Raw genomic sequence first — 21,486 nt, 5'->3', positions numbered from 1 at the left:
TTTGCAATTACGAAAACTATCGTACATTTGTTTACGAAGACATTCGTACAACAGTAATCATCATTACAAAATCATTGCTTTGAAACAGATCCGGCCTACAGAAAGTGAATTGGAAATTTTGGGTATACTCTGGGAAAGAGGCCCCAGCACCGTTCGTGAGATACATGATATCCTGTCTCAAACGAAAGATGCCGGTTATACCACTACCCTTAAGCTGATGCAGATCATGCATGAAAAAGAGCTGGTAGCGCGCGATACCAGCAGCAAAACTCATGTATATACAGCCGCCATTTCACAGCAGAAAACACAACAGCAATTACTTGACAAAATGATAGATACCGTTTTTGGTGGCTCCGCTTCTCAACTGGTAATGCAGGCCCTGGGCCATCATCAGTCGTCAGAAGAAGAGCTCCAAAAGATCCGGCAATATCTCACTGCAATAGAAAAACAACAAAAGGACAACAGGTAAATCTAGTACTATGAATGTATTACCTATTACGGGCGATTTTGTACGCGCCCTGGGTTGGACCATCCTTCATTCCATGTGGCAGGCATTCTTTATTTACGCCTGCTTGCGGATAGTATTAAAGCTCTGGCCACAGGCGGGCGCGCGGATAAAGTATAACCTGTCGCTGCTGTCGCTCTCGGGCATCTTTACCTGGTTCCTTGCTACACTGTACATACATGTACAGCGGCTGCAGGAAGCAAGAGAAGCCATACAACATCTCGGTGGTACCATCACCATGCAGGAACCGTTGCATATTGCAGCCGTGTATCCCAACCAGGACCCGCTGATATGGCTGTTTCCTAACCTGGAGCTTTGTTTTCCTTTCCTGGTAACATTATATATTGCAGGCATGACGGGCATGATCATCAAGTTATTGTCCGACCTGTTTCAACTCCGTAAGATCCGTACCACCCGGATAGAGCCTATGGGAGAGGCATGGGACAAACACCTGGATAAACTGGCTGCAAGGCTGCAGATCCCCTGCAAGGTGAAGCTCCTCATCTCCAGGCATGTACAGGTACCTGTGATGCTGGGATTTATAAAACCACTTATCCTCCTGCCGGTAGCTATGGTGAACAATCTTACAGAAGCCCAGCTGGAAGCCGTGCTGCTGCACGAACTTGCCCATATCAAACGCAATGATTATCTGTTGAATATCTTCCAATCAATTGTTGAAACCATTCTTTTCTTCAATCCTTTTGTATGGCTGATTTCCAAGATCATCCGTATGGAAAGGGAACATTGTTGCGACGACCTGGTCATAGCCAGTACCGTTCAACCACTGCAATATGCCCATGCACTGGTAGCGTTGGAAGAATACCGTCTTACCGCCAACCGGCTTACCATGGCTGCTGCAGACAGTAAACAACATCTGTTTAATCGCATTAAACGCATCATGGAAATGAAAACTAAACATCTTAACTATAGCCAGAAATTTTTAGCCGTACTGATCATTGCCACCGGGCTGATATCCATTGCATGGTTAAACCCTGCCAAAGGAAAAAACAATAATGAACAGCAGGAACCGGCTAAGGTAAAAACCGCTGCAACAACCGGTACCTCACAGGAAAAAGTACCCGTGGCTGAACCGGATGAAACTACCCGCAAATTCCGGCAGCAACTGGCTGCAGCTATCCGTGACACTGTGCTTCCGGCACCACCGCCAGCACCCGTTCCGGCTGAGGCTCCGGCAAATACACCCGAACCGGCAGGCGCACCATCACCGTCTCCTGCTCCTGCTCCACTGGCGCCGCTTACACCATTAAAAGAGGACCTGTCACTGGACCTCTCTGATATCCAGGTATCCGGCCAGGGCAATGTTTCCACCAATGTAAATACCAAGGTAAACGTAAATAAGAATACCAAACACACTGTAAATACCAACCATTCGCAGGTATTCAACTTCGATTACCAGTTTAACAAAGATGAAGTACGCCAGCAGATCCGTGATGCGCAGAAAAGCATACAGGAGGCCATGAAGCAGCTGAATGATGTGAATATGAAAAAAGTGCAGGCAGACATAGCCGAGGCCACCAAAAATATTAAATGGGAAGAAGTATCCGCCGAAGCCCGCAAAGCACAGGAAGAGAGCTTGAATGCCCTGAAAAATATAGACTGGAGTAAGCTCAATGATGCTCAGAAAGAAGCCGCTGAAGCATTGAAAAAGATTGATTTTACTACGCTCAATAAAAACCTGCAAATGGCCTATGCCAACATGAACACAAAAGCCTTCTACGATAAAGTAAGCAAGGAAACAAAAGAAAGCCTCAAACACGCCGCCACCTCCCTGGAAGAGGCCCGTAAAAACAGGGAGGAAGCACTTGCCAATGCAGCCAGGATACGGGAAAATATAGCCAGGGACAGGGAAAATGCCAAAAGAGTTGCCGAAGGAGAACGGAGAGCAAAAGAAGGAGCTGAAAGGGCCAGAATTGCAGAAAAAATGACCCAAGAAGGTGCCAGAAGAACAGAGGAAGGAGCTAAAAGAGCGGAAGAAGGTGCCAGGAGAGCAAAAGAAGCTGAGGAAAGAGTCCGGACAACCCAGGCCTTTTATAAGGAAATGATCTCCCAAATGGAAGCAGATAAACTCCTCGATACCCAAAAAGGCTATAAGTTGGAAAAAAATGAAAATGGCCTGTTTATCAACGGTGTTAAGCAACCCAACAATGTAGTAGATAAATATCAGAAGTACCTGAAGGGAAAACAGATTACCCTGCAAAGCTCCAGCAATTCCCAGGTACAAAACTAATTTACTGCCATTCTATTGCAGATTGCATCCGTACCATTACCGTTCATACGGTAATGGTATTTTTTATTATACGGGTTCACTTATCTTTAGGTTAATTATTTAATGAGATAATATATGAAAGCATTTTGTTTAACCCTTACTATGTTCATCGCCGTCGCAGCGGGAGCACAGGAAAAGGGCGTTGTAATCAGTAATCTGGGCAACGGTAAGATCAATGCAGCCACCCCGGTTAAAAACCAGGGGATGACCGGTACCTGCTGGTCGTTCTCCTCTACTTCCATGGTAGAGTCTGAATGTTTACGCAAAGGATTACCTGAGCTGGATCTGTCTGAAATGTTCACCGCCCGTAATATCTACATAGAAAAAGCCAAAAACTATGTACGCCGTCAGGGCTTCGCCCGTTTCGACGAAGGCGGGCTGGCACATGATGTGATCCACTCCATTGCCACCTATGGTATCGAACCGGAAAGCGTTTACAGCGGTTTAAAAGGCAATGCCACCACACATAACCACTCAAAAATGGTGGTGACCATGAAAAAATATCTCGATAGTATCATCAAAGTATCCCCTGTACCAGACAATTGGGTATCAGAGTTTACAGGCATCCTCGATGAATACATGGGAGCCCCTCCTGCCAGCTTTGAATATAACGGTAAAACTTATACGCCGCAAAGCTTTGCTAAAGAGGTCGTAAAGTTCAATGAAGACGACTATGTTTTCCTGACCTCATTTACACATCATCCATTTTACAAGCCCTTCATCATTGAAGTACCCGACAATTTTTCCAATGGCGCCTACTATAACGTGCCACTGGCGGAACTTACCGGTATTACGGAAACAGCCCTGCAAAAAGGCTATACTGTATTGTGGGACGCAGATGTAAGCAATCATGGATTCACCAGCAGCAAAGGATTTGCATTGCTTACTTCCCCTGGAACCACATTAAAAAAAGACAGTATCGATCCGGATGTAGCAGAACCCGCTTACACACAGGACTCACGGCAAAAACTATACGAAGAGCTGGTTACACAGGATGATCACCTGATGCACATAACCGGTATTGAAAAATCACCAAAAGGTAAAACCTTCTTCCTGGTAAAGAACTCATGGGGCAAAAACTCCAGTCCTTTTGGGGGATACATGAATGTGTCTGAAGCTTATTTCGCTGTAAACACTATTACAATCGTTGTTCCAAAGGCGGCACTGGATAAGTCCTTCCAGAAGAAGTACACCAGCACCAACTAGTTCATGCATGACAAAAGCGCAAAGAAATTTTCACGGTTGTATTCAGTTGCTTTGTCCCGTAAAATTTCTTTGCGCCTGTTGTCTGCCGGTCACGGATAACTTTATCTGCGATTGATTGGCATAGGTAATGAAGCACCAGCTGTTACCGGACCAGGGATTTATGAATAAAGGATAGTAAACCCTTTGATATTTTGTACATCACCATCGATGATCTCCAGTTCTTTCACGGCGGCCATTGCCGGTCCGGACCTGCACCATGCAATAAACCGTTCCATTTCTTCTGCTGTTCCCTCTGCCAGGATCCACACACTTCCATCCAGCAGATTTTTTACTTGTCCGTTTATATGCATTGAATCAGCTACCCGCTTTGCATTAGCTCTGAATCCTACTCCCTGCACCCGGCCTTTCACAATGATTTCTTTGTGTACAACTGTCCTCGTTGCCATAAATTTATAACGATTTTTCCTGTAATGTTCTTCTTCGGATGGGGTTATATTACATGAATACAGCCCCCATACAAAACATACTAAATATTCGTCAAAGATACAAACAACCGGAAAACTTATTACAGCCGGGGTAATTCAGGACATACTAAAAAAGAAGAATCAGTTAAACAAACAACCCTCTGAACCAGGATTTACCGGATTTATGATTCGCAGCAACCTATGAAATTTGCCTACGGATCTAATAACCACTGCATCTTTATAACTTACCTGTAAAGCAGCTGAAAGTTTGCAGTAGCAACAGTATGAAAGGATGGTTAACTTGAGGGAAACAAACACTGATGAAAATTGCTATAGGGGATAACAAATTATTTACCCGTAACATTTCACCAATCCTGCGAATCTACCATCCGGTAATTCCTGCATCAGATTATAGTTCACTGCCTAAGCAGCAGCATAATTAAATAATGAACCTACCATGTGCTCAATATCTCCAAACACAAAATCTTTTACCCGCTCATACTTACCACCGGACGCCGGTCTTTTCAACAGGCTAAAACAGTGACAATTAAAACTGCGCACAAAGATCTGTTGCGCCAGTAATGGCATCACCATATTTACTTCTGCATCCTGCAGACCTCTTGCCAGCATAATATGCGGTTTGAATGTCTGCGGCTTCAGTTCAAAAGCCTGCATAATACTACGGTGCAAATCAATCAGCGGTTTGGGGTTAGCCACATTGATGAAAACGCTGTTATGTCCGTCTGCATGTCTCAGGGCGTCCATCTTTGCAGTATAAATGGCAAAACCAGCCTGCTTACGCGCTACATCTTCCAGCATATCTACAAAATCATCCTGGAAACGCTCAGGAAAAGCAGACCTGAACAAAGCTACATGAACCGGTGCAGCAGACATCTTCGTATCGCCCAACTCAGTTGCTATAAACTGACGGATACGGGTAACATCTTTCGCTACCAATGCATCCGGATTCACTACCACCAAATAATCAAATATCTCTTCCGAAATTTCATAATTCGTATTCATAACCTGATATTTTAATTCTCCCTGTTAGAATGACAATACGAATATACAACCTTTTTTCGGAAATACTAATTTTTTTAGCATTATTTACTAAAAAAATACGCAGCTATTACAACTGCGTATCTCTCAATTACTTAAGACAGCTTCTCAATAATCGCCACAAAATCAGCCGCCACCAGGGAAGCACCGCCAATCAAACCACCGTCAACATCCTCATTGGCAAACAATTCAGCTGCATTTCCGGGTTTCGCACTGCCTCCATATAAAATAGTTGTATGCAGAGCTGCCTCACGGCCAAATTTATTAGCAATCTGTGAACGGATAAACGCGTGCATATCCTGCGCCTGCGCAGCACTTGCTGTTAAACCGGTGCCAATAGCCCAGATAGGCTCATATGCAATCACCACATTTTTCAGCTGCTCGGCAGTAAGATGGTATAAGCTTTCCTCCAGCTGCCTGGCCACATAAGCATTCTGGGTTTCAGCCTGCCTGATTTCCAGTGGCTCGCCACAGCAGAAAATTGGCTTCAAGCCGTTAGCCAGCACCTGGTCTATCTTCTTAGCCAGCATAGCATTGCTTTCCTGGAAATATTCCCTTCTTTCTGAGTGTCCCAGGATCACATAATCAACCCCTATTGATTGCAGCATCTCTGCGGATACCTCGCCGGTAAAAGCCCCTGATTTTTCACTGTAGCAGTTCTGCGCGGCTACATAAAAACCCGGGTAATTTTTCAGCAGCGACTTCGCCTTCTGTAAATAAGGAAACGGAGTAGCCACAATTACTTCCTGTCCTTCTTTCAGTTTCAGTCCTGCCTGCAGGATATCGTTGATCAGCTGCTCACCCTGTGCCAGCGTAAGGTTCATTTTCCAGTTACCTGCAACAATTTTCTTTCTCATACTGTGATATTAAGTTTTAAGGTCTTTCTGATTTATTTGGACATATAATGCTTCCAGCACCTGCCTGTCCTTTTCTGTTAGTTCCCGGCCCTTTAACGCCATCCAGCTGCCGGCATCCTTCAGGGCTTCTGCCAAACGGTAAACCCCGTCGCTTCCCCAGCTGAAAGACTTCACGAATTTTGGTGGGAAATGCCCGCCAAACACATTGCAGGATACCCCTATCACCGTACCGGTATTCAGCATGGTATTAATACCGCATCTGCTGTAATCTCCCATCAGCACTCCGCATTTTTTGCCTGCGGATACTGCTTCTCCCTGCCCTTCCATCCATACTTTCACGTCGGATACATTATTCTTCAGGTTGGAACCGGATGTATTGGCACCCAGGTTGCACCATTCCCCTATCACCGCATCCCCCAGGTAACCATCATGCCCTTTGTTGGAGTAACCAAACATCACGCTGTTCTTGATCTCGCCACCACCGGTACAATATGGCCCCAACGTAGTAGCCCCATATACTTTTGTTCCCATTTTCAATACCGCACCCTCTCCCATCGCAAAAGGCCCCCTGATCATACATCCTTCCATCACTTCCGCGTTTTTCCCGATATAAATCGGTCCCGTATCCGCATTCAGTATGCTATACGCTACTTTAGCGCCAGGCTCCACGAAAATGTCCGTATGATTGTTCTGTTGATTGGTGTGTGATAAGGTGGCAGATTCCCTGCCGGTTGTAAGCAGCTGATAATCTGCCCTGATCGCTTTATCGTTGAGCGCAAAGATATCCCAAGGCTTATAAATTCCCAGTACTTCTCCCGGATAATTTTTCCGGTTGCCCGGAGCCAGTAATGCCCCGCCCTCTCCCAGCACCGCTTTTGCCAGTAACTGGTTGTCTTTATACAATTCCTCCTCCGGCTGCAACTCACGGATAGCAGCTACCAGTGCAGCGTCCGGCAGTATATGTCCACTTAGTAAGATGTTAATGGTTTGGCTGTCTTTGTACAACAGGGGGAATTTATCCTGCAGGTGCGGTACAGTGAAATGACTGATACCTGTACCCAACCAATGCTCCCATTTCTCCTGTATAGTAAGTATCCCTACCCTGCAGGCGGCAATGGGTCTTGTATGTGTAAAGGGGTATAACAGCTCACGTACGGGCGTGTCAAAAAGAATGTAGTTACGCTCCATAAGGGGCTAAAATAAAAAATCCCATCGATAAGCCGATGGGATTTCCCTAAAAATATTTTACTAACAACTATGCTTTCTTAGCGTAGCGCTTGTTGAATTTATCAATACGTCCTGCAGTATCCACCAATACATTCTTACCAGTATAAAAAGGATGAGAAGTATTGGAAATTTCCAACTTAATCAACGGATACTCATTACCATCTTCCCATTTTGCAGTTTCTTTGGAAGGAGCGGTAGAGCGGCTTAAAAAGCTCTCACCGTTTGACATATCTTTAAATATCACAAATCTGTAACTTTCTGGATGGATTCCCTGTTTCATATCAAAATTATTGTAAATACAGGGTGCAAAGTTAACCAATTTTCTTTAACACCCAAAGATTATTCTTAAAAAAATCAGGATTTCATGTTTATATACTGCAAAGGTATACCCAGGTTGGATTCCTTGGCTTTTTGTATCACTTCCTGCAAATCATCGATCTTCTTCCCTGTTACCCTTACAATATCATCCATAATAGCCGCCTGTACCTTTAAACCGGCATCCTTGATCATTTTTACGATCTTTTTGGCATCTTCCTGTTTGATACCGTTACGTACGGGTATTTCCTTCTTAAACACCTTTCCGCTCTGGTAAGGTTCCTTGCTCATGTCGTAAATACTGGCATCCAGTCCCTGGCGCATGGTACGGCTTACCAGCACATCGAGCACCTGACCCAGCTTCATATCGCTTTCCACTTCTATGTTCAGCACCAGTTCTTTCTTGTTCAGCTCAATCTCCACATGTGAACCCTTGAAATCAAACCTGTTGGTAATCTCTTTCTTCACCGTGTTTATAGCATTATCCAGTGTCTGTAAATCTACTTTGCTAACAATATCAAAGGACGGCATAATAAAAAATTTTATATTCGAACAACAAATATAAAAAAGAAAAAGCAGGTAGAGAACTACCTGCCGCTATATACTCTAAATCTAACTTGTTATTATATCTTACTGATTTTACCCATTCCGGATATGAACTGGGTAATACTGGGTTCTCCTTTGTATTTTACTTTTCCCATACCGGAAATCACCACATTCAGGTTCTTCTGCACAAACACATCTGCTTTACCGGTACCGGAAATACCAAGTTTGGCCTCATCCGTGGTCAGGTCCAACGCGGAAATATCAGCTGCACCGGAAATGCCATAGTCTGCCTTGTCTGTATTTCCTTTCAGGATAATATTACTTGCCCCGGAAACACCAACCTGCAGTTCACGGGTACGGATATCGAGGTTGGCATCAGCAGCGCCGCTAAACGCCAGCTGGATGCGATCGCTGGTAAGCTTACCCTTACTGGTAAAGCCACTGGCTCCGCTGGCCGATAACTTATCTACTTTCTGTAAAGTGATATATACCCTGACTTCTTTTGTAGGCTGAATATTGTAGCCTTTCTTTGAATGAATGCTTAATTCGCCACGGGATATATCTGTTATGATATATGGCAACAGGTTATCTTCTGCCTCTACCCGGATACTATGGGTGTTTCCCTGTTCAATGATCACTTTGTAAACCCCGGAAGTACTGATATCTGTAAAGGCAGATGCTTCCCGGGACTCCTGTTTCACATTCCCGTTTCCTTTTATCGTTTCCTCGTATGGGCGTGTAAAGGAAAGAAGCACGCTGGCGGCCAATAACAATGGCAAGGCAATAAGACAATAAGCAGCAATTCGTTTCATAGTCAGTATTATTTAAAAAGATTTAGAATGGCGTTCTGATCTGTTTAATAAGTATTCAGGTTTACATCAGTGTGTGTACCACGTATTTTTATGTAGGGAGATGATTCATTCCCTCCTCCTGCCACCGCGGTATAATGCAGGGTTGAATTCCTCTTGTTCGAAACCACATTCTTCAGCTCCAGTCCACCGGTGCTCAGGTCTCCGTTTACCAGATTCGCTTCTATATACAACGGCTGCCTGGACCCGAACCTGATATCAACGTCGGAATACGTAAGCTGGAAATCAGCCTGCTTAAAACCGTTATTCACCCTCTCTATCTTTACATTTCCATAGGTCATATTCAGATCTATCAGCTGCTGAAGTTCTTTTATCTTTATATCGGAATAAGTACCCCGGCCTCCTACAGTCCCTGCAACGTCTATTTTATAATCATCGTAGTTAGAAGATATCTTCAGGTTGCCCACCCGGTTAAAATTATACTCACTATAGTTGGAATTGGCATCGAGCGATTCCAGCTGTTCGCCACGGACATCGGAATAGTTCCCTTTCACGGAAACTTTCCCAGCCTTGCCGATCTTGCCTTTATCACAGTAATTAATTTTTAAAACAAGATCCTGCGCTTCACGGATATCAAAGGTGCAGTAGTTCATTTCCAAGGTGGCCGGGAAACTGAATTTATCTGCAATCACATCTCCAAACTGGTTTTTCACCATCAGGCTTTGCATATTTTGCGGTATATAAATATCGTAGTCAATGTTCACGTAGTCTTTGGAATCCATCTTGCCTCCCCACGAAAACCAGCCGGAACTGCTCTTCGACGGGTTATAGGATGTATTCAGCAATACCATATTGTTAAGCTGGCTCGCGTTCACTTCTACCAGTTCTGCAACAGCTTTTGCCTGCTCGTCATTTTTACCGAAGCCTGTCACGGTAATGGTCGCTTTAATTTCACTTTTGTTCCACGCATGAAAAATAACCTTACCATATTTATTAGCGATGTTTAACGTGGCATTATCATTTACATTAAACTCCTTTACAATGGTTCTTTTGTAAGCAGTAGCCCCGTTGTGGGCCTGTGCCATCAAAGGCAGCAGCAGAAATAACAAGCATTTAAATTTCAGCTTCATATTGTTTTTTTGTATGACCGGGAGTTGCATGTTTCGTCTGTAACTCCTCCAAAATTTTATCCAACAGATCCAACTTCAGCTGGTAATAGCGCACCATAGCAGCACGGATTCTTTCATTGCCCGGATTATTTTTTAATTCTTTTTCCAGTGCTTTATAAGTATCGTTGCGAAGTTCCAGTTCCTTACGGGCAGTGCTGTCCAGCCCCAGCGTTGAATCGGGATAAGCCTCTATCAGCTGTAGTTTTTCGTTTATGCGGGAAGTATAGTAAACACCCGCTTCCTGTATGTCGGGCGCTAATACAGCAAGGTCCTGCTGCTGTTGCGGCTGACGGTTTTTTGTAAAGTAAAAAAGAGCACCGGCATTGGCCAGCAATACTGCTATCACGGCCGCTCTGAACCAGTTTTTCTGTAACAGTGAAATTACCTTGCCCTTACTACTGCCCGTCAGCTCCTGCTCCAGTGCGGCCCAAACCCTCGGTGAAGGCCCCTGTTCCTCAAATTCGTCCCGGTGCTGGCGGATAAACCCTTCAAAATTGTCTGGCATTAACGAGTTACATTTTGCTGTTTTACAATTTGTCTTACCTTCTCCTTTGCACGCATATACTGCGTTTTGGCAGTGGATTCGGTGATACCCAGCATTTCTGCTATTTCCCGGTGTGAATACTCTTCAAAAAGATAGAGATTCAATACGGTACGGTATCCCTGTGGCAGTCCGTGAATGGCCGACCTTACCGCGGCAACGGTCCAGGTAAACTGGGCCTCATCAATGCCTTCTTCTGCCATCACTTCCACTTCTTCCACTTCTTCAAAATACACTTTCTTTTTACGCAGCGTATTCAAACAGTGGTTTACCACAATCCGCTTGATCCAGGCACTGAGGCTGGCAGCTTGTTCCAGCTTATTAATGCTTTTATGTACCTGGATAAAAGCCTCCTGCAAAGTGTCTTCTGCATCACTCACGTTATTGGTCATACGCAGGCAAATGTTATACATCGCAGCCGAATAGGCTTCGTACAATTCACGAAATGCACGGACATCTCCTTTTTTGCAGCGTTCTACTATGTCTGCTGCTAGTGGCGTCTGATTCAAGTTAGTGGCTGATACTTTCATTATAAAGACAGTAATTGTAAAAAAGGTTGCATGAAGCTGACGGGGAAATTTCCGGTTTAGTGCGACTTTATCCGTTTAATCAACAGCAAAACTCCGTTATCTTATTAATTATTAACTATTTATAGAGAATGGATGAAAGCGGGGCTCCGGTAAATTTTTTTTCAAAATTATTGTAATGGCATGTCCCCCTGCCTCAAATTTTACCAAACTGCCATTTCCTGTGATGAAACCGGCACATCTTTATCCGGTGAAAGTGGTAAGGAAAACGCAGCCCGGTAAAGGGCCACGTTTTTCCCTCCTTATATACCTAAAAAACCATCTTCACAACAGGTCCGGCCTAGTTACCGCCCTGTTTTATACGATTCTGTTCTGCTTCCAGCCCGGTTTGGCGGTTACGGGCCGCTTTTACATTGTTATTTCCGAAGCGGTAGTTAAAAGTTATCCTGAACTGCTGCGCATCCCACCTGCTGGAAACGGAAGTATATTTGCCCGCATTGTCAAAGTCGCCGCGGAAATAATTGGTCTTAAACACATCTGTTACATTCAGCTTCACCGATCCTTTTCCTTTCAGCACTTTCTTTGATACCCCCAGGTCCAGGGAACACATGGATTTCATTTTAAACAGGCCTTCTTCTGTTACCTGCGGGGATACATAGAAGAAAACGGCTTCGGCAGACAGGTCCTTGCTCAGGGTGAATGTTTGCTGGGTACGTCCGAAGAAGCCGGCAGAAGATAATTTTACCTGGTTATCATTTACCACTGTTTCAAACATTACATAGGAAACGGAAAACGTGGTAAAACTCATCCACCATTTGGTAACGGGCATCGGTACCGTTACATTCAGGCTGAAATTGTCTGATTTTGCCACGTTCAGGTACTTGTACCGCAGGATAGACGTATCACCGGTAGATTTATCCACGTCTGCTTCCAGGATCCTTGTCATCATATCTTTGGTATGTGAATACCCTACTGAGGTGATCAGGAAATCCCTGAACGTATGCGTGATTTCAAAGTTGTTGGAATACTGTGGCCGCAGGTTAGGATTACCGGACTCCTTGGTATACCTGTCCAGATAAAATTCAAAAGGGTTCAGATCTTCATAGCTCGGGCGCTGGATACGGCGGCTGTAAGTCAGCCCCAATGTATTATCCTTATTCAGTTTATAGGTCAGCGCCATGCTTGGAAACAGGTTGAAATAAGTGGAATCATTCTTTACCTGTGTTTGTTGCTGATCTTTCATGGAAGTGGAGATGCCGGTAATATGTGTTTGTTCACCGCGCAATCCCAGCTGCACATGCACTTTTTTAAACTGCCTGCTGTAATTAATATATGCTGCATTTACATTCTCCTTGTAAATAAAGTGATTAGAGCGGTTTTCATCCAAAATCCAGTTACCCGTTCTGAGTGAGTCGAAGCGTGCATCGTTATCTGTTTTCACGAGGCTCACTTTTGCACCCACTTCAAATTTGGCCTGGTTTTTCAGTGGATGCGTGTAATCAATTTTTGCCGTTTTAATGTCAATATTGGATGGCTGGTTATTTCGGGAAGTGTCGCTGCCCAGAATTCCCTTCTCTCCTCCATCGCGGGATACGGCGTATATAGTGGCCAGTTGTTTTTGCGTATTCTTTGCATAATCCACATCAATATTCAGTTCCTTACCGGTTGTATCCAGGATACCGCGATAGTTTAAGTTAAACGCATTACGGTTCCAGCTGCTGCTTTCATTTGTATGGGTTTTCAGCACGGAGTCCACCTGTTTGCCGTTGCCAATGCGGGTAGTAGCAAAACTGGGAATGTTGCGGTCGCCGCCGGATAGATCAGCCATTACGCCGATGGTATGTCCTTTACTGATAAAGTAGTCGGCTCCTATTTTACCGGCTTTGTAGTTGGATTTCGTGTGCATATTGTTTATCTGGTCATATACGCGGTACTGGTTGTTTTCAGTAAGGGAGCGGAACAGGCCAATATCTTGCTGTTGTTCACGGTGACTGTAATTGCCCGAACCGTAAATATTAAATTTTTCATTGCGGTGGTTCAGGTTCAGGGCGCCGTTCCAGCGGGGCCAGGTACCATAGCCTGCACCTACGGTTACGTTACCATTAGTACCGTAGTTTATATTCTTTTTCAGTTTAAGGTTAATGATCCCCGCGTTGCCGGCTGCGTCATACTTGGCGGAAGGATTAGCGATCAGCTCTATCTGGTCTACATTAGTAGCTGGCATACTTTTCAGCAGCTCGGCAACGTCCTGGGAGCTCATATTGGTTGGTTTGCCATCTATCATAATTACCACCCCGCTTTTACCTTTCATGGAAATATTACCGTCTTTGTCTACCGTTACAGTAGGGGATTTTTCCAGTACTTCCATAGCGGAGCCGCCGGACGCGGTGATGCTGTTTTCCACATTCACCACCATTTTATCGGCTTTCTGCTCTACAAAAGGTTTGCGGGCTGTTACGTCCACTCCTTTTAATGTTTTGGATGCTGCTTCCAGTGTTACAGCCGGCACTTTTACGGAGCTGGCGGCTACTTCGAATGCGGGGCTGTAACGTTTGGTCATACCAACTGAAACCGCAGCGATCAGGTATTTTCCCTGTTTTACCCTTTCAAATTCATATTTACCATCTATATCTGCAATAGCTCCTTTTACTAAAGAAGAGTCTTTGGCTTTTAATAAGGTCACAGTAGCAAACTCTACAGGTTTGTTGCCGGGCTGGGTTATTTGTCCGGTTACTTTGGAGGCAGTTTGCGCAAATGAGGTCAAAGCAGTAACTAACACGCTCATTGTTAATGTTATAGCTTTAAAATTTGCTTTCATATAAGGGTGATTTAGAGTTTAGATTTGGTCGATTCAGATTTCTTTAGTTCTTTAGTTTATATACTACAGTAGTTAAACTACTACAGTAGATCATCAACTACAATGTAAAAGTAGGTATTATGTATTACACAGTACATAGCATTACACAAGCGGTCTATAGATAGGGACGAATGGTAAAAAGCTATGGAACGATTAAAAGACGACTGGGGAAAAAGAATGTTTCATGGGGATTGGGCCTAAATTAAATAGTAGTGTTAATAGAGGATGACCGGTATTATAACATGACTAATTCTTCGGCTTCTTGTTTTCAGACCAACGGGATTACTGAAAGAACGATAAGCCAGGCCGGTATTGAAATAGAAATACCCGGTTGGGGGTATACCCGAGCCATTTGGAAGAATTGTTTATTGGGTTAACAGAATAAGCCGTTTTTTAGGGAGATATTCAACGGGGACCAGCCATTCTCTAATTCAACCGTTCATCAACCCTGATAATTTTCCGGTAACCGGACTTACGGCGATGATGGTAATGATTCATTACATAAGCAAATAACATTGTGCAAAAAAGTACCGATAACATGGAAAGCGTATTCCTTAAACCCGACAGCAGGTTATCAATCGATAGCATTTTACCAGATAAAGAAGCTGCTGCAGGCGTCCAGCGGGTAAACTGATCTGTACGTGGATTATAATCGGCATAGCGGTTTCCCGGCGTGAAACGGGCAGCCCCGGCTATTACCGTCAATTGCTTTTTAATTTGCTCCAGCTCTGTCACCCTGCCAATTGCCGTGAAGCATAGGGCTCCTTTTCTGCCCAATAACCTTAATTCATAATTCAGCATAGGCGCTTCGTTCTTACCAAAATGTAAAATGCGCGCCCAACACAGGGAGTGATTGCCTTTATTATAATTAGGAGTAAAGGCCCAGTCCATACCAGAAATCGGCCCGGCACCCTTTCTGCTTCTCAAAAGATTTTCGTTCTTCAACTCCTCTTTCATTTCCGCCAGCAACTTCGTGTAATCAATTTTGCGGATCTCCGACTCCTCCATAAAACCAGATGGTTCAAAGGAAATCACAACTCCGCGGAAATCTTTATCCATAGGCCCCATCCTGTCGGGCAACAATACTCCAAGGGTATTCGGGTTTTCCGGGTTGCCCCACAAGTGCTCCACAAGCACACGGCTTTGTGCAGCATCGAGCAGGCGGTAGCCTTCAGGTACATTTAATATTGTACCCTGTCCTAACTCTTGTTCACCTGCTTTATAATGAAAGGAAGCAGCCACCATTTCAGACGAATCCAGCTTATCGTACCGGCTAAGGCTGTCTTCCCTGGATAAACCCAGGGTACTGAGACTAACAGCCAGGCAACCCAATACAATCACACTGCAAAAGAACATACGCATACCACCAATTAAATAGCCAAGGTTATTTACCAGCCTAACAAACAGGATAAACCGCTATAAAATTTACAGATAATTATTGAGGCTATATTACAGATACATAACGCTACTATAACTCTACCGAAAAAATAGTGCTTAATTCAAAAAGTGTCAATAACACGTTAAATACATTTATGGATGCTCCAGTTTGAGATCATCAAGTATATGCGGCAGCTCATTTTGCAACAGCTCAAAAAATTCCCGCTCCTCTTTGCGGATGTGTGCTTCCAGGCTACAGGCCAGTATATCCATTGCGGCATCTATATCTGCGCTGTCCGTTAGGGTACTATACATACGGGAAATAATCAGGTGTTCTTCCTGCAGTTCCCGGATCATGGCGTCAATTGCTTCATGCCTGCCGGCGCACTTCTCAAAAAGGTATTCCTCCTTTTGAATATGCGGTACCATCAACTCGTGGAATACTTTTACGATATACTCAAACCTTGCCTGCGTTTCGAGGGGAAATCCTTCGTATGGCGCGGCATCTTTTTTTAAATAGCGGCATACAAAGAGAAGACGCTTGTGCTCGTGCGACAAGGGCACTAATGAAGAGTGACGTTGCATATACTAAATCAGGAAAGCTTATTTGCAGCAGTATTATTTTTACGATAGATGCCAATCAATATAATACCGGCAATAACCAGGAGCGTGGAAATAATTTCGGCCTGTGTAGGATGAAAACCAAAAATGTCATACCTGGTATCTACCCTGATCTTCTCTATAAAAAAACGCTCCACTCCATTTAATATCAGGTAAATACCAAAAATAACACCGGGTATCTTTATTTTTTTGCGGATGGCCCAGAGAATTCCGAACAATACCAGGCAAACAATAATTTCATATAACGGTGTAGGATATACGGCAATTGGCAGCACTTTACAATACTGGCCGTCGCAGCCGGCAAGCTGTATGCCTTCTTTAATAACGTTGTGCGGATAACCGTAGGCAAAGAGCCAGTCCGGCAGAAATCCCAATGCGGCCGGTTTTTCAAACGCTGCATGCGGGATCTTCTCTACTGCTGCATATTGCTGTTGGAAAAACCCTGCATTTTTCTGAACCATATCCTGGAATGTGGCTGGTGCCATTTTCACAGTATGCCCGGTTCCTGCATCCACAGCGTAGGCGCTGTTGTAAATTCCCCAGTCGCCATCACCGGAAAAATGGCAACCCATTCTTCCGATCGCATAAGCCAGCATCAGCGCAGGCGCTGCGCTATCGATCAGCGCACGGATATTGAATTGCTTTTTACGGGCGTAGCTAATGATCACGATAGCTGCTACTATCAGGCCACCATAGAAGGTTAAGCCGCTGAACGACAGTAAAGCTCCAACAGGATCCTGTACGAAATCGCTCCAGTTTTCGAGGTTGTGGAATATTTTGGCGCCTATTAACCCTGCAATAGCGGCCATTACAATAATATCCGGCACCCGGTGGTGCGGCATTACCATCACCGTTTCCTCTTTGGGTTTGGGAAGTGCCTGTTTCTTTTTCGTATAATATTTATATCCCGCCATGGCTGCCGCCACAAGGATACCTGCAACAAAACTGCCCTGGCCTGAAAATACAAACGACTGCAAATCCTGGGAAGCAGTATCCCACTGAAAAAAGATCCCAAGAATCTTGTATCCTATTATAAATCCTACTACTGCGTTTCCGATCAGTTCTCCCTGCGAAGCCGGAAGCCCGATAACTATTTTTTCAGGTATTCCTTTCAGCAATCCAAGCGCTTCATAGCGTTTGAGCTCACGCGTTAAAATATAGGCGCCGGCCAGAAAGGCTATCGCAACAAAAAAACCAAACGTCTGGAAAATCTTTAAAAACGGAATCTCTAAGCCAAGCAGATCTCTGAACGCGTAATATAGATTAGGATACATAGCCGAAAAAAAATTGGTGATCTGAATCTTCCTATGAACAAAGCCGAATTTAATCAAAAGGAAAATCAAACCACCAAAGTACGATGCAATTTCGAATTTCTAAATCGGAATTTAGAAATGTGAATATTTAGCAATACTGTTCAAAAGCGTCAGCCAGGTTTGCAGCAATCATTTGCGCAGAACGGCCTTCGATCATATGGCGCTCTATAAAATGCACCAGTTCACCATTTTTAAACAGGGCTATCGCCGGAGAAGAAGGAGGATAAGGCATCAGGTGAGTACGGATCTGTTTTACCGCTTCACCGTCAAAACCTGCAAAGCTGGTAGTGAGCCTGTCCGGTTTCTTTTCGCTGTGCGCTACTGCCAGCAATACGCCCGGACGGGCGGTACCTGCAGAACAACCACATACAGAGTTGATCACAACAAGCGTGGTACCTTCCTTCTGCAATGTGCTATCAACGCTTTCCGGTGTCAGCAATTCTTCAAAGCCATTATCTGTTAATTCTGCCTTCATTGGCATTACTAGTTCCGCTGGATACATATAATTTGAGTTTTTTCTGTTTGTATTTTTTACAAAGTTAGTCATATGTACCCAAAAAGTAAACAATTGGATGATGAAATAGACTTTTTGACACAAAGAATACAATCAATACGTCATAATGTCATAATCTGTAACCTTTTTACTAACAAAATAGCAGTTTTCATGGCATGGTATCTCATTTGATCTGTACCGGGTATCAAACAATAAAATTGATTTCACACTAAAAAAAATTTATAGCAACTATGACACACATTAAATTTAACCACAGCCCGCTTCCCAAATCATTTGGTGGATTAGTAGAAGATATTCTCAATGGAGGATTAAATAAATATGTAAAGGATGATTTTCTGACCAACGATTTCTTTACCACTCATCCTCCGGTGAACATTGTTGAAACTCCTGAAGCTTTCGTTGTAGACGTGGTAGCACCCGGCTTCTTGAAAGAAGACTTCAAGATCAGTGCAGATGACAAGACAATTACCATCAGCGCTGAGAAAAAAGCAGAAACAAAGAATGAAGGTGATAAACAGGTACGTCGTGAATTCAACTTCAGATCTTTCAAACGCTCCTTCACTATCAGTGAACTGGTAGACGCAGGTAAGATTAACGCAAAATATGAGAATGGAATCCTGAAAGTGACCCTTGGTAAAAAGGAAAACAAACAGGATGCCCCGAAAGAAATAGTAGTGGAATAAGGGAAGCAGGCTTCCTGCAAAGGAAGTCAGCTGTAGTAACATGAGGGTTAAGAGGGATGCCTGTAAAGGCGTCCCTTTTTTAGTGTATAATTCACACAAACGTTGAATCTTCTATTGTTTATTATACAATAATTTGCCTGTCTAAGCACGCACTCATGGCAAAGCGCTTCCCGAGAGGCTGGTTACTCATAAAAAGCATTTACCTGGTCACTGAAAAAGCAGTGATCGGCAACATGCTTCTTCATACAGAAAATACATACGAACAGGCGAAGATCAAACTGATATTTGATTATGCTTTTTTTTGACACTATCTCATAAACTGTGTAAATATTAAAAATCGGGGTTTAGCTCTGATTTTTTAATTTTAAAGCATATACAGTTTTATGAAGACAGAAGATTTTTTATCAGACGACTTTCTGAAGCAGTTTAAAACAGCAGATCAGCTAAACGATTTTCTTGCCCAGATTCAGAAGCGGGGTATTGAAAAGATGTTGGAGGGAGAGCTAGATAGCCATTTGGGCTATGACAAGCATGAACATAATGATAGTGCCAATAGCCGTAATGGCTATGGTAAGAAGAAGATTAAGACCAGCTATGGTGAATCTGAGATAAAAGTTCCCAGAGATCGTGATGCTAGCTTTAATCCTATGATCATCCCTAAACGCGAAGGGATGGCTCAGGGCCTGGAAGAGGTAATTGTGTCCTTTTATGCCAAGGGAATGAGTGTGTCCGACATCGAAGAGCAAATAAGAGAAGTATATAAATTTGACGTTTCCACGGCCACGATCAGCCGCATCACCAGCCGGGTGACAGAAGATATTGTCGCCTGGCAAAACCGGCCATTAGAACCGGTTTATCTCATAGTCTGGATGGATGGCATTGTGTTCAAGGTACGGGAGAACAGCAAAGTGGTGAATAAAACCGTCTATATCGCTGTCGGCCTAAAGCGGGATGGCCTCAAAGAAGTCCTGGGAATGTGGCTGGGTAAGAATGAATCAGCTGCCTATTGGATGACTGTACTTACAGATCTGAAGGCCCGTGGCCTGGAAGATATTCTAATTACAGCCACGGATAATCTTAATGGCTTCACTCAGACTATCAAATCGGTGTTCCCTCAGTCTGCAACTCAGGTTTGTGTCGTACACCAGATACGTAACAGCTGCCGCTATGTAGTCTGGAAAGATAAAAAGGAGTTTACCACCGATATGAAGGATGTTTATGCTGCACCAACCAGACAGGCTGCCATGGCTGCTCTTGACGCCCTGGATGTTAAATGGAGTACAAAGTATGCATACGCCATCAAAAGCTGGCGCGAAAACTGGGAAGACCTGACTGTCTTTTTTGACTTTCCCATGGAGATCAGACAGATCATCTACACGACCAATCTCATCGAAAATCTGAACGGTAAAATTAGAAAATATACCAAAAACAAACTATCCTTCCCTACTGATGAAGCTGTCCTTAAATCAGTATACCTGGCTTTACGGGAAGTATCAAAAAAATGGACCATGCCCATTAGAAACTGGGGCATGGTCCTAAATCAGTTTTTAACTATTTTTGATAAAAGAGTGAGAATCTAATTATTAATTTGATCCCCGATTTTTAAGTTTACACACTTATTGAAATAGTCCCTTTTTTTTATATCGTGCTGCTGCTTAGTTTCCTGTTTGTAAATATGCTCAGCAGGAATACAGTAAATATGATCATCATTCCCATGATCATTCTCGACCTGGCCGTTTGCCTGCTACTACTGAGAAAAGGGGTGAATGCCAGAACAGTAGGGTTGTTTGGCTCCTTTTCCACACTGGTACTTCCTGTGCTTTCCTCCTTTCTGAACAACCAGGACCTTGGGCCAAAATACACGCTGATATGGGTAATGAGCATCCTTATCTGCTACATTACCGTAAACCTGTTCACGGCCCTTATATGGAGCCTGATCCTTTGCGCCTACCTCATTGCCGTTGCCTGGATCAAGATCAATAATGTGATGATATTCGTCACCCCTGGCTATTCATCGGCCTCTCAATACCTGGCCAATCCGTTTACAGTGGGAATGTACCTATTGTTCTTCATCAGGGCACTGGGCCAATACTACCGCAATCTTATTTCCATGGAGCAAATGAGAACAGCCGAAAAACAAAAACAGCATTTATCGCTGATCAATCAGCACCTTACCAAACAGTTCCTGCTGGTGAAGGGCTTTTCTGCCTCCGGGAAAACAGCTATTATAAAGGGAGAACCAGAGCTGCTGGAAAGCTGCTTCAGTGAAATTGAAAAGCATTGCGGCTCAGCCATCGATTATCTCAATGATTCCCAGGGCAAATAAATACCTACACATAGGTGTTATAAAAGAATGCTGCCGGATTGATACTATTCCTGCTATACTAATATGTAAATATTAGCATTTGCATTTTTTTCAGGCATTATGATAATAAATTCATCATTCTTCAGGAAATCAGCCAAAAAACAGATTAGAAAAAATTACAACTTTTAGGGCTTACCCATGCTTCGCGATAACACTATCTTTGGCGCATCAAATATTCATCTCCTATTTTCCTTATGCCGGATGAATATCATCTAACCTATGCCATGATAGGGCTTTCAGTAAT

Annotated in this window: 22 protein-coding genes; 7 read left to right on the top strand and 15 right to left on the bottom strand. The window is 43.7% G+C overall.

Annotated elements, in window-relative coordinates:
• Positions 1-79 precede the first annotated feature (79 nt).
• From FN124_RS31540 to FN124_RS25575, 3 genes are all read left to right on the top strand, one after another.
• A complete protein-coding gene (locus tag FN124_RS31540; protein WP_312847240.1) occupies positions 80-469 on the top strand; it encodes a BlaI/MecI/CopY family transcriptional regulator in 390 nt (129 codons plus the stop codon).
• A gap of 10 nt (positions 470-479) precedes the next feature.
• Positions 480-2,753, top strand: coding sequence for a M56 family metallopeptidase (locus tag FN124_RS31680; RefSeq protein ID WP_142687639.1), 2,274 nt, complete (start codon positions 480-482; stop codon positions 2,751-2,753).
• A gap of 114 nt (positions 2,754-2,867) precedes the next feature.
• Positions 2,868-3,998: a C1 family peptidase gene (locus tag FN124_RS25575; protein ID WP_142687638.1), complete on the top strand. Its 1,131-nt coding sequence runs from the start codon at positions 2,868-2,870 to the stop codon at positions 3,996-3,998.
• Positions 3,999-4,156: 158 nt separating this feature from the next.
• Here FN124_RS25575 and FN124_RS25570 read toward each other — a convergent pair whose 3' ends face one another.
• From FN124_RS25570 to FN124_RS25500, 15 genes are all read right to left on the bottom strand, one after another.
• Positions 4,157-4,444 carry an acylphosphatase gene (locus FN124_RS25570; protein ID WP_142687637.1) on the bottom strand — a complete coding sequence of 96 codons (288 nt, stop codon included), beginning with the start codon at positions 4,442-4,444 and terminating at the stop codon, positions 4,157-4,159.
• A 441-nt stretch (positions 4,445-4,885) separates the two neighbouring features.
• Positions 4,886-5,485, bottom strand: coding sequence for a 2'-5' RNA ligase family protein (locus tag FN124_RS25565; RefSeq protein ID WP_142687636.1), 600 nt, complete (start codon positions 5,483-5,485; stop codon positions 4,886-4,888).
• 131 nt (positions 5,486-5,616) lie between these two features.
• Positions 5,617-6,378: a triose-phosphate isomerase gene (gene tpiA, locus FN124_RS25560; RefSeq protein WP_142687635.1), complete on the bottom strand. Its 762-nt coding sequence runs from the start codon at positions 6,376-6,378 to the stop codon at positions 5,617-5,619.
• 9 nt (positions 6,379-6,387) lie between these two features.
• Positions 6,388-7,566 (bottom strand): putative sugar nucleotidyl transferase, encoded by a 1,179-nt coding sequence (locus FN124_RS25555; RefSeq protein ID WP_142687634.1) that lies wholly within the window; start codon positions 7,564-7,566, stop codon positions 6,388-6,390.
• A 67-nt stretch (positions 7,567-7,633) separates the two neighbouring features.
• A complete protein-coding gene (locus FN124_RS25550; protein WP_079473370.1) occupies positions 7,634-7,885 on the bottom strand; it encodes a type B 50S ribosomal protein L31 in 252 nt (83 codons plus the stop codon).
• Between the two features lie 74 nt (positions 7,886-7,959).
• Positions 7,960-8,451, bottom strand: a complete 492-nt coding sequence (locus tag FN124_RS25545; protein WP_142687633.1) for a YajQ family cyclic di-GMP-binding protein — start codon at positions 8,449-8,451, stop codon at positions 7,960-7,962.
• Positions 8,452-8,543: 92 nt separating this feature from the next.
• Complete coding sequence (locus tag FN124_RS25540; protein ID WP_142687632.1) at positions 8,544-9,278, bottom strand: head GIN domain-containing protein; 735 nt, start codon at positions 9,276-9,278, stop codon at positions 8,544-8,546.
• A gap of 44 nt (positions 9,279-9,322) precedes the next feature.
• Positions 9,323-10,405 carry a hypothetical protein gene (locus FN124_RS25535; RefSeq protein ID WP_142687631.1) on the bottom strand — a complete coding sequence of 361 codons (1,083 nt, stop codon included), beginning with the start codon at positions 10,403-10,405 and terminating at the stop codon, positions 9,323-9,325.
• Entirely contained in the window at positions 10,389-10,949 is a 561-nt protein-coding gene (locus FN124_RS25530; RefSeq protein ID WP_142687630.1) for a hypothetical protein, read from the bottom strand. Before FN124_RS25530 ends, FN124_RS25535 begins: the two co-directional genes overlap by 17 nt.
• The gene (locus tag FN124_RS25525) at positions 10,949-11,515 is read right to left on the bottom strand and encodes an RNA polymerase sigma factor (RefSeq protein WP_142687629.1); all 567 of its coding nucleotides are present in this window, start codon (positions 11,513-11,515) and stop codon (positions 10,949-10,951) included. The genes FN124_RS25530 and FN124_RS25525 overlap by 1 nt, the downstream gene beginning before the upstream one ends.
• A gap of 337 nt (positions 11,516-11,852) precedes the next feature.
• Positions 11,853-14,330, bottom strand: a complete 2,478-nt coding sequence (locus tag FN124_RS25520; protein ID WP_142687628.1) for a TonB-dependent receptor domain-containing protein — start codon at positions 14,328-14,330, stop codon at positions 11,853-11,855.
• Between the two features lie 465 nt (positions 14,331-14,795).
• Complete coding sequence (locus FN124_RS25515) at positions 14,796-15,731, bottom strand: DUF2167 domain-containing protein (RefSeq protein ID WP_142687627.1); 936 nt, start codon at positions 15,729-15,731, stop codon at positions 14,796-14,798.
• A 168-nt stretch (positions 15,732-15,899) separates the two neighbouring features.
• Positions 15,900-16,331: a hemerythrin domain-containing protein gene (locus tag FN124_RS25510; RefSeq protein WP_142687626.1), complete on the bottom strand. Its 432-nt coding sequence runs from the start codon at positions 16,329-16,331 to the stop codon at positions 15,900-15,902.
• A gap of 8 nt (positions 16,332-16,339) precedes the next feature.
• A complete protein-coding gene (locus FN124_RS25505; RefSeq protein ID WP_142687625.1) occupies positions 16,340-17,641 on the bottom strand; it encodes a prolipoprotein diacylglyceryl transferase in 1,302 nt (433 codons plus the stop codon).
• Between the two features lie 127 nt (positions 17,642-17,768).
• Positions 17,769-18,182, bottom strand: coding sequence for a BrxA/BrxB family bacilliredoxin (locus FN124_RS25500; protein ID WP_142687624.1), 414 nt, complete (start codon positions 18,180-18,182; stop codon positions 17,769-17,771).
• A gap of 242 nt (positions 18,183-18,424) precedes the next feature.
• Here FN124_RS25500 and FN124_RS25495 point away from each other — a divergent pair, with 242 nt between their 5' ends.
• The 4 genes from FN124_RS25495 (at position 18,425) to FN124_RS25485 (ending at position 21,203) form a co-directional block, all read left to right on the top strand.
• Positions 18,425-18,877 (top strand): Hsp20/alpha crystallin family protein, encoded by a 453-nt coding sequence (locus FN124_RS25495; protein WP_142687623.1) that lies wholly within the window; start codon positions 18,425-18,427, stop codon positions 18,875-18,877.
• A gap of 155 nt (positions 18,878-19,032) precedes the next feature.
• Positions 19,033-19,182: a hypothetical protein gene (locus tag FN124_RS30985; protein ID WP_185937372.1), complete on the top strand. Its 150-nt coding sequence runs from the start codon at positions 19,033-19,035 to the stop codon at positions 19,180-19,182.
• 78 nt (positions 19,183-19,260) lie between these two features.
• Positions 19,261-20,457, top strand: coding sequence for an IS256 family transposase (locus FN124_RS25490; RefSeq protein ID WP_142684445.1), 1,197 nt, complete (start codon positions 19,261-19,263; stop codon positions 20,455-20,457).
• A gap of 65 nt (positions 20,458-20,522) precedes the next feature.
• Positions 20,523-21,203: a hypothetical protein gene (locus tag FN124_RS25485; RefSeq protein WP_142687622.1), complete on the top strand. Its 681-nt coding sequence runs from the start codon at positions 20,523-20,525 to the stop codon at positions 21,201-21,203.
• Positions 21,204-21,486: the final 283 nt, after the last annotated feature.

Origin of the sequence: Chitinophaga polysaccharea (assembly GCF_902150045.1) — a bacterium.
GTDB classification, from domain to species: Bacteria; Bacteroidota; Bacteroidia; order Chitinophagales; family Chitinophagaceae; genus Chitinophaga; species Chitinophaga polysaccharea_A.
This window is presented reverse-complemented; position numbering and strand designations above follow the sequence as displayed.

Excerpts from the sequence above, each read along its gene's own strand:
- FN124_RS31680 (WP_142687639.1), top strand. The coding sequence starts at position 480 with ATGAATGTATTACCTATTACGGGCGATTTTGTACGCGCCCTGGGTTGG.
- FN124_RS25575 (WP_142687638.1), top strand. The coding sequence starts at position 2,868 with ATGAAAGCATTTTGTTTAACCCTTACTATGTTCATCGCCGTCGCAGCG.
- FN124_RS25570 (WP_142687637.1), bottom strand. The coding sequence starts at position 4,444 with ATGGCAACGAGGACAGTTGTACACAAAGAAATCATTGTGAAAGGCCGG.
- FN124_RS25565 (WP_142687636.1), bottom strand. The coding sequence starts at position 5,485 with ATGAATACGAATTATGAAATTTCGGAAGAGATATTTGATTATTTGGTG.
- tpiA (WP_142687635.1), bottom strand. The coding sequence starts at position 6,378 with ATGAGAAAGAAAATTGTTGCAGGTAACTGGAAAATGAACCTTACGCTG.
- FN124_RS25555 (WP_142687634.1), bottom strand. The coding sequence starts at position 7,566 with ATGGAGCGTAACTACATTCTTTTTGACACGCCCGTACGTGAGCTGTTA.
- FN124_RS25550 (WP_079473370.1), bottom strand. The coding sequence starts at position 7,885 with ATGAAACAGGGAATCCATCCAGAAAGTTACAGATTTGTGATATTTAAA.
- FN124_RS25545 (WP_142687633.1), bottom strand. The coding sequence starts at position 8,451 with ATGCCGTCCTTTGATATTGTTAGCAAAGTAGATTTACAGACACTGGAT.
- FN124_RS25540 (WP_142687632.1), bottom strand. The coding sequence starts at position 9,278 with ATGAAACGAATTGCTGCTTATTGTCTTATTGCCTTGCCATTGTTATTG.
- FN124_RS25535 (WP_142687631.1), bottom strand. The coding sequence starts at position 10,405 with ATGAAGCTGAAATTTAAATGCTTGTTATTTCTGCTGCTGCCTTTGATG.
- FN124_RS25530 (WP_142687630.1), bottom strand. The coding sequence starts at position 10,949 with ATGCCAGACAATTTTGAAGGGTTTATCCGCCAGCACCGGGACGAATTT.
- FN124_RS25525 (WP_142687629.1), bottom strand. The coding sequence starts at position 11,515 with ATGAAAGTATCAGCCACTAACTTGAATCAGACGCCACTAGCAGCAGAC.
- FN124_RS25520 (WP_142687628.1), bottom strand. The coding sequence starts at position 14,330 with ATGAAAGCAAATTTTAAAGCTATAACATTAACAATGAGCGTGTTAGTT.
- FN124_RS25515 (WP_142687627.1), bottom strand. The coding sequence starts at position 15,731 with ATGCGTATGTTCTTTTGCAGTGTGATTGTATTGGGTTGCCTGGCTGTT.
- FN124_RS25510 (WP_142687626.1), bottom strand. The coding sequence starts at position 16,331 with ATGCAACGTCACTCTTCATTAGTGCCCTTGTCGCACGAGCACAAGCGT.
- FN124_RS25505 (WP_142687625.1), bottom strand. The coding sequence starts at position 17,641 with ATGTATCCTAATCTATATTACGCGTTCAGAGATCTGCTTGGCTTAGAG.
- FN124_RS25500 (WP_142687624.1), bottom strand. The coding sequence starts at position 18,182 with ATGTATCCAGCGGAACTAGTAATGCCAATGAAGGCAGAATTAACAGAT.
- FN124_RS25495 (WP_142687623.1), top strand. The coding sequence starts at position 18,425 with ATGACACACATTAAATTTAACCACAGCCCGCTTCCCAAATCATTTGGT.
- FN124_RS30985 (WP_185937372.1), top strand. The coding sequence starts at position 19,033 with ATGGCAAAGCGCTTCCCGAGAGGCTGGTTACTCATAAAAAGCATTTAC.
- FN124_RS25490 (WP_142684445.1), top strand. The coding sequence starts at position 19,261 with ATGAAGACAGAAGATTTTTTATCAGACGACTTTCTGAAGCAGTTTAAA.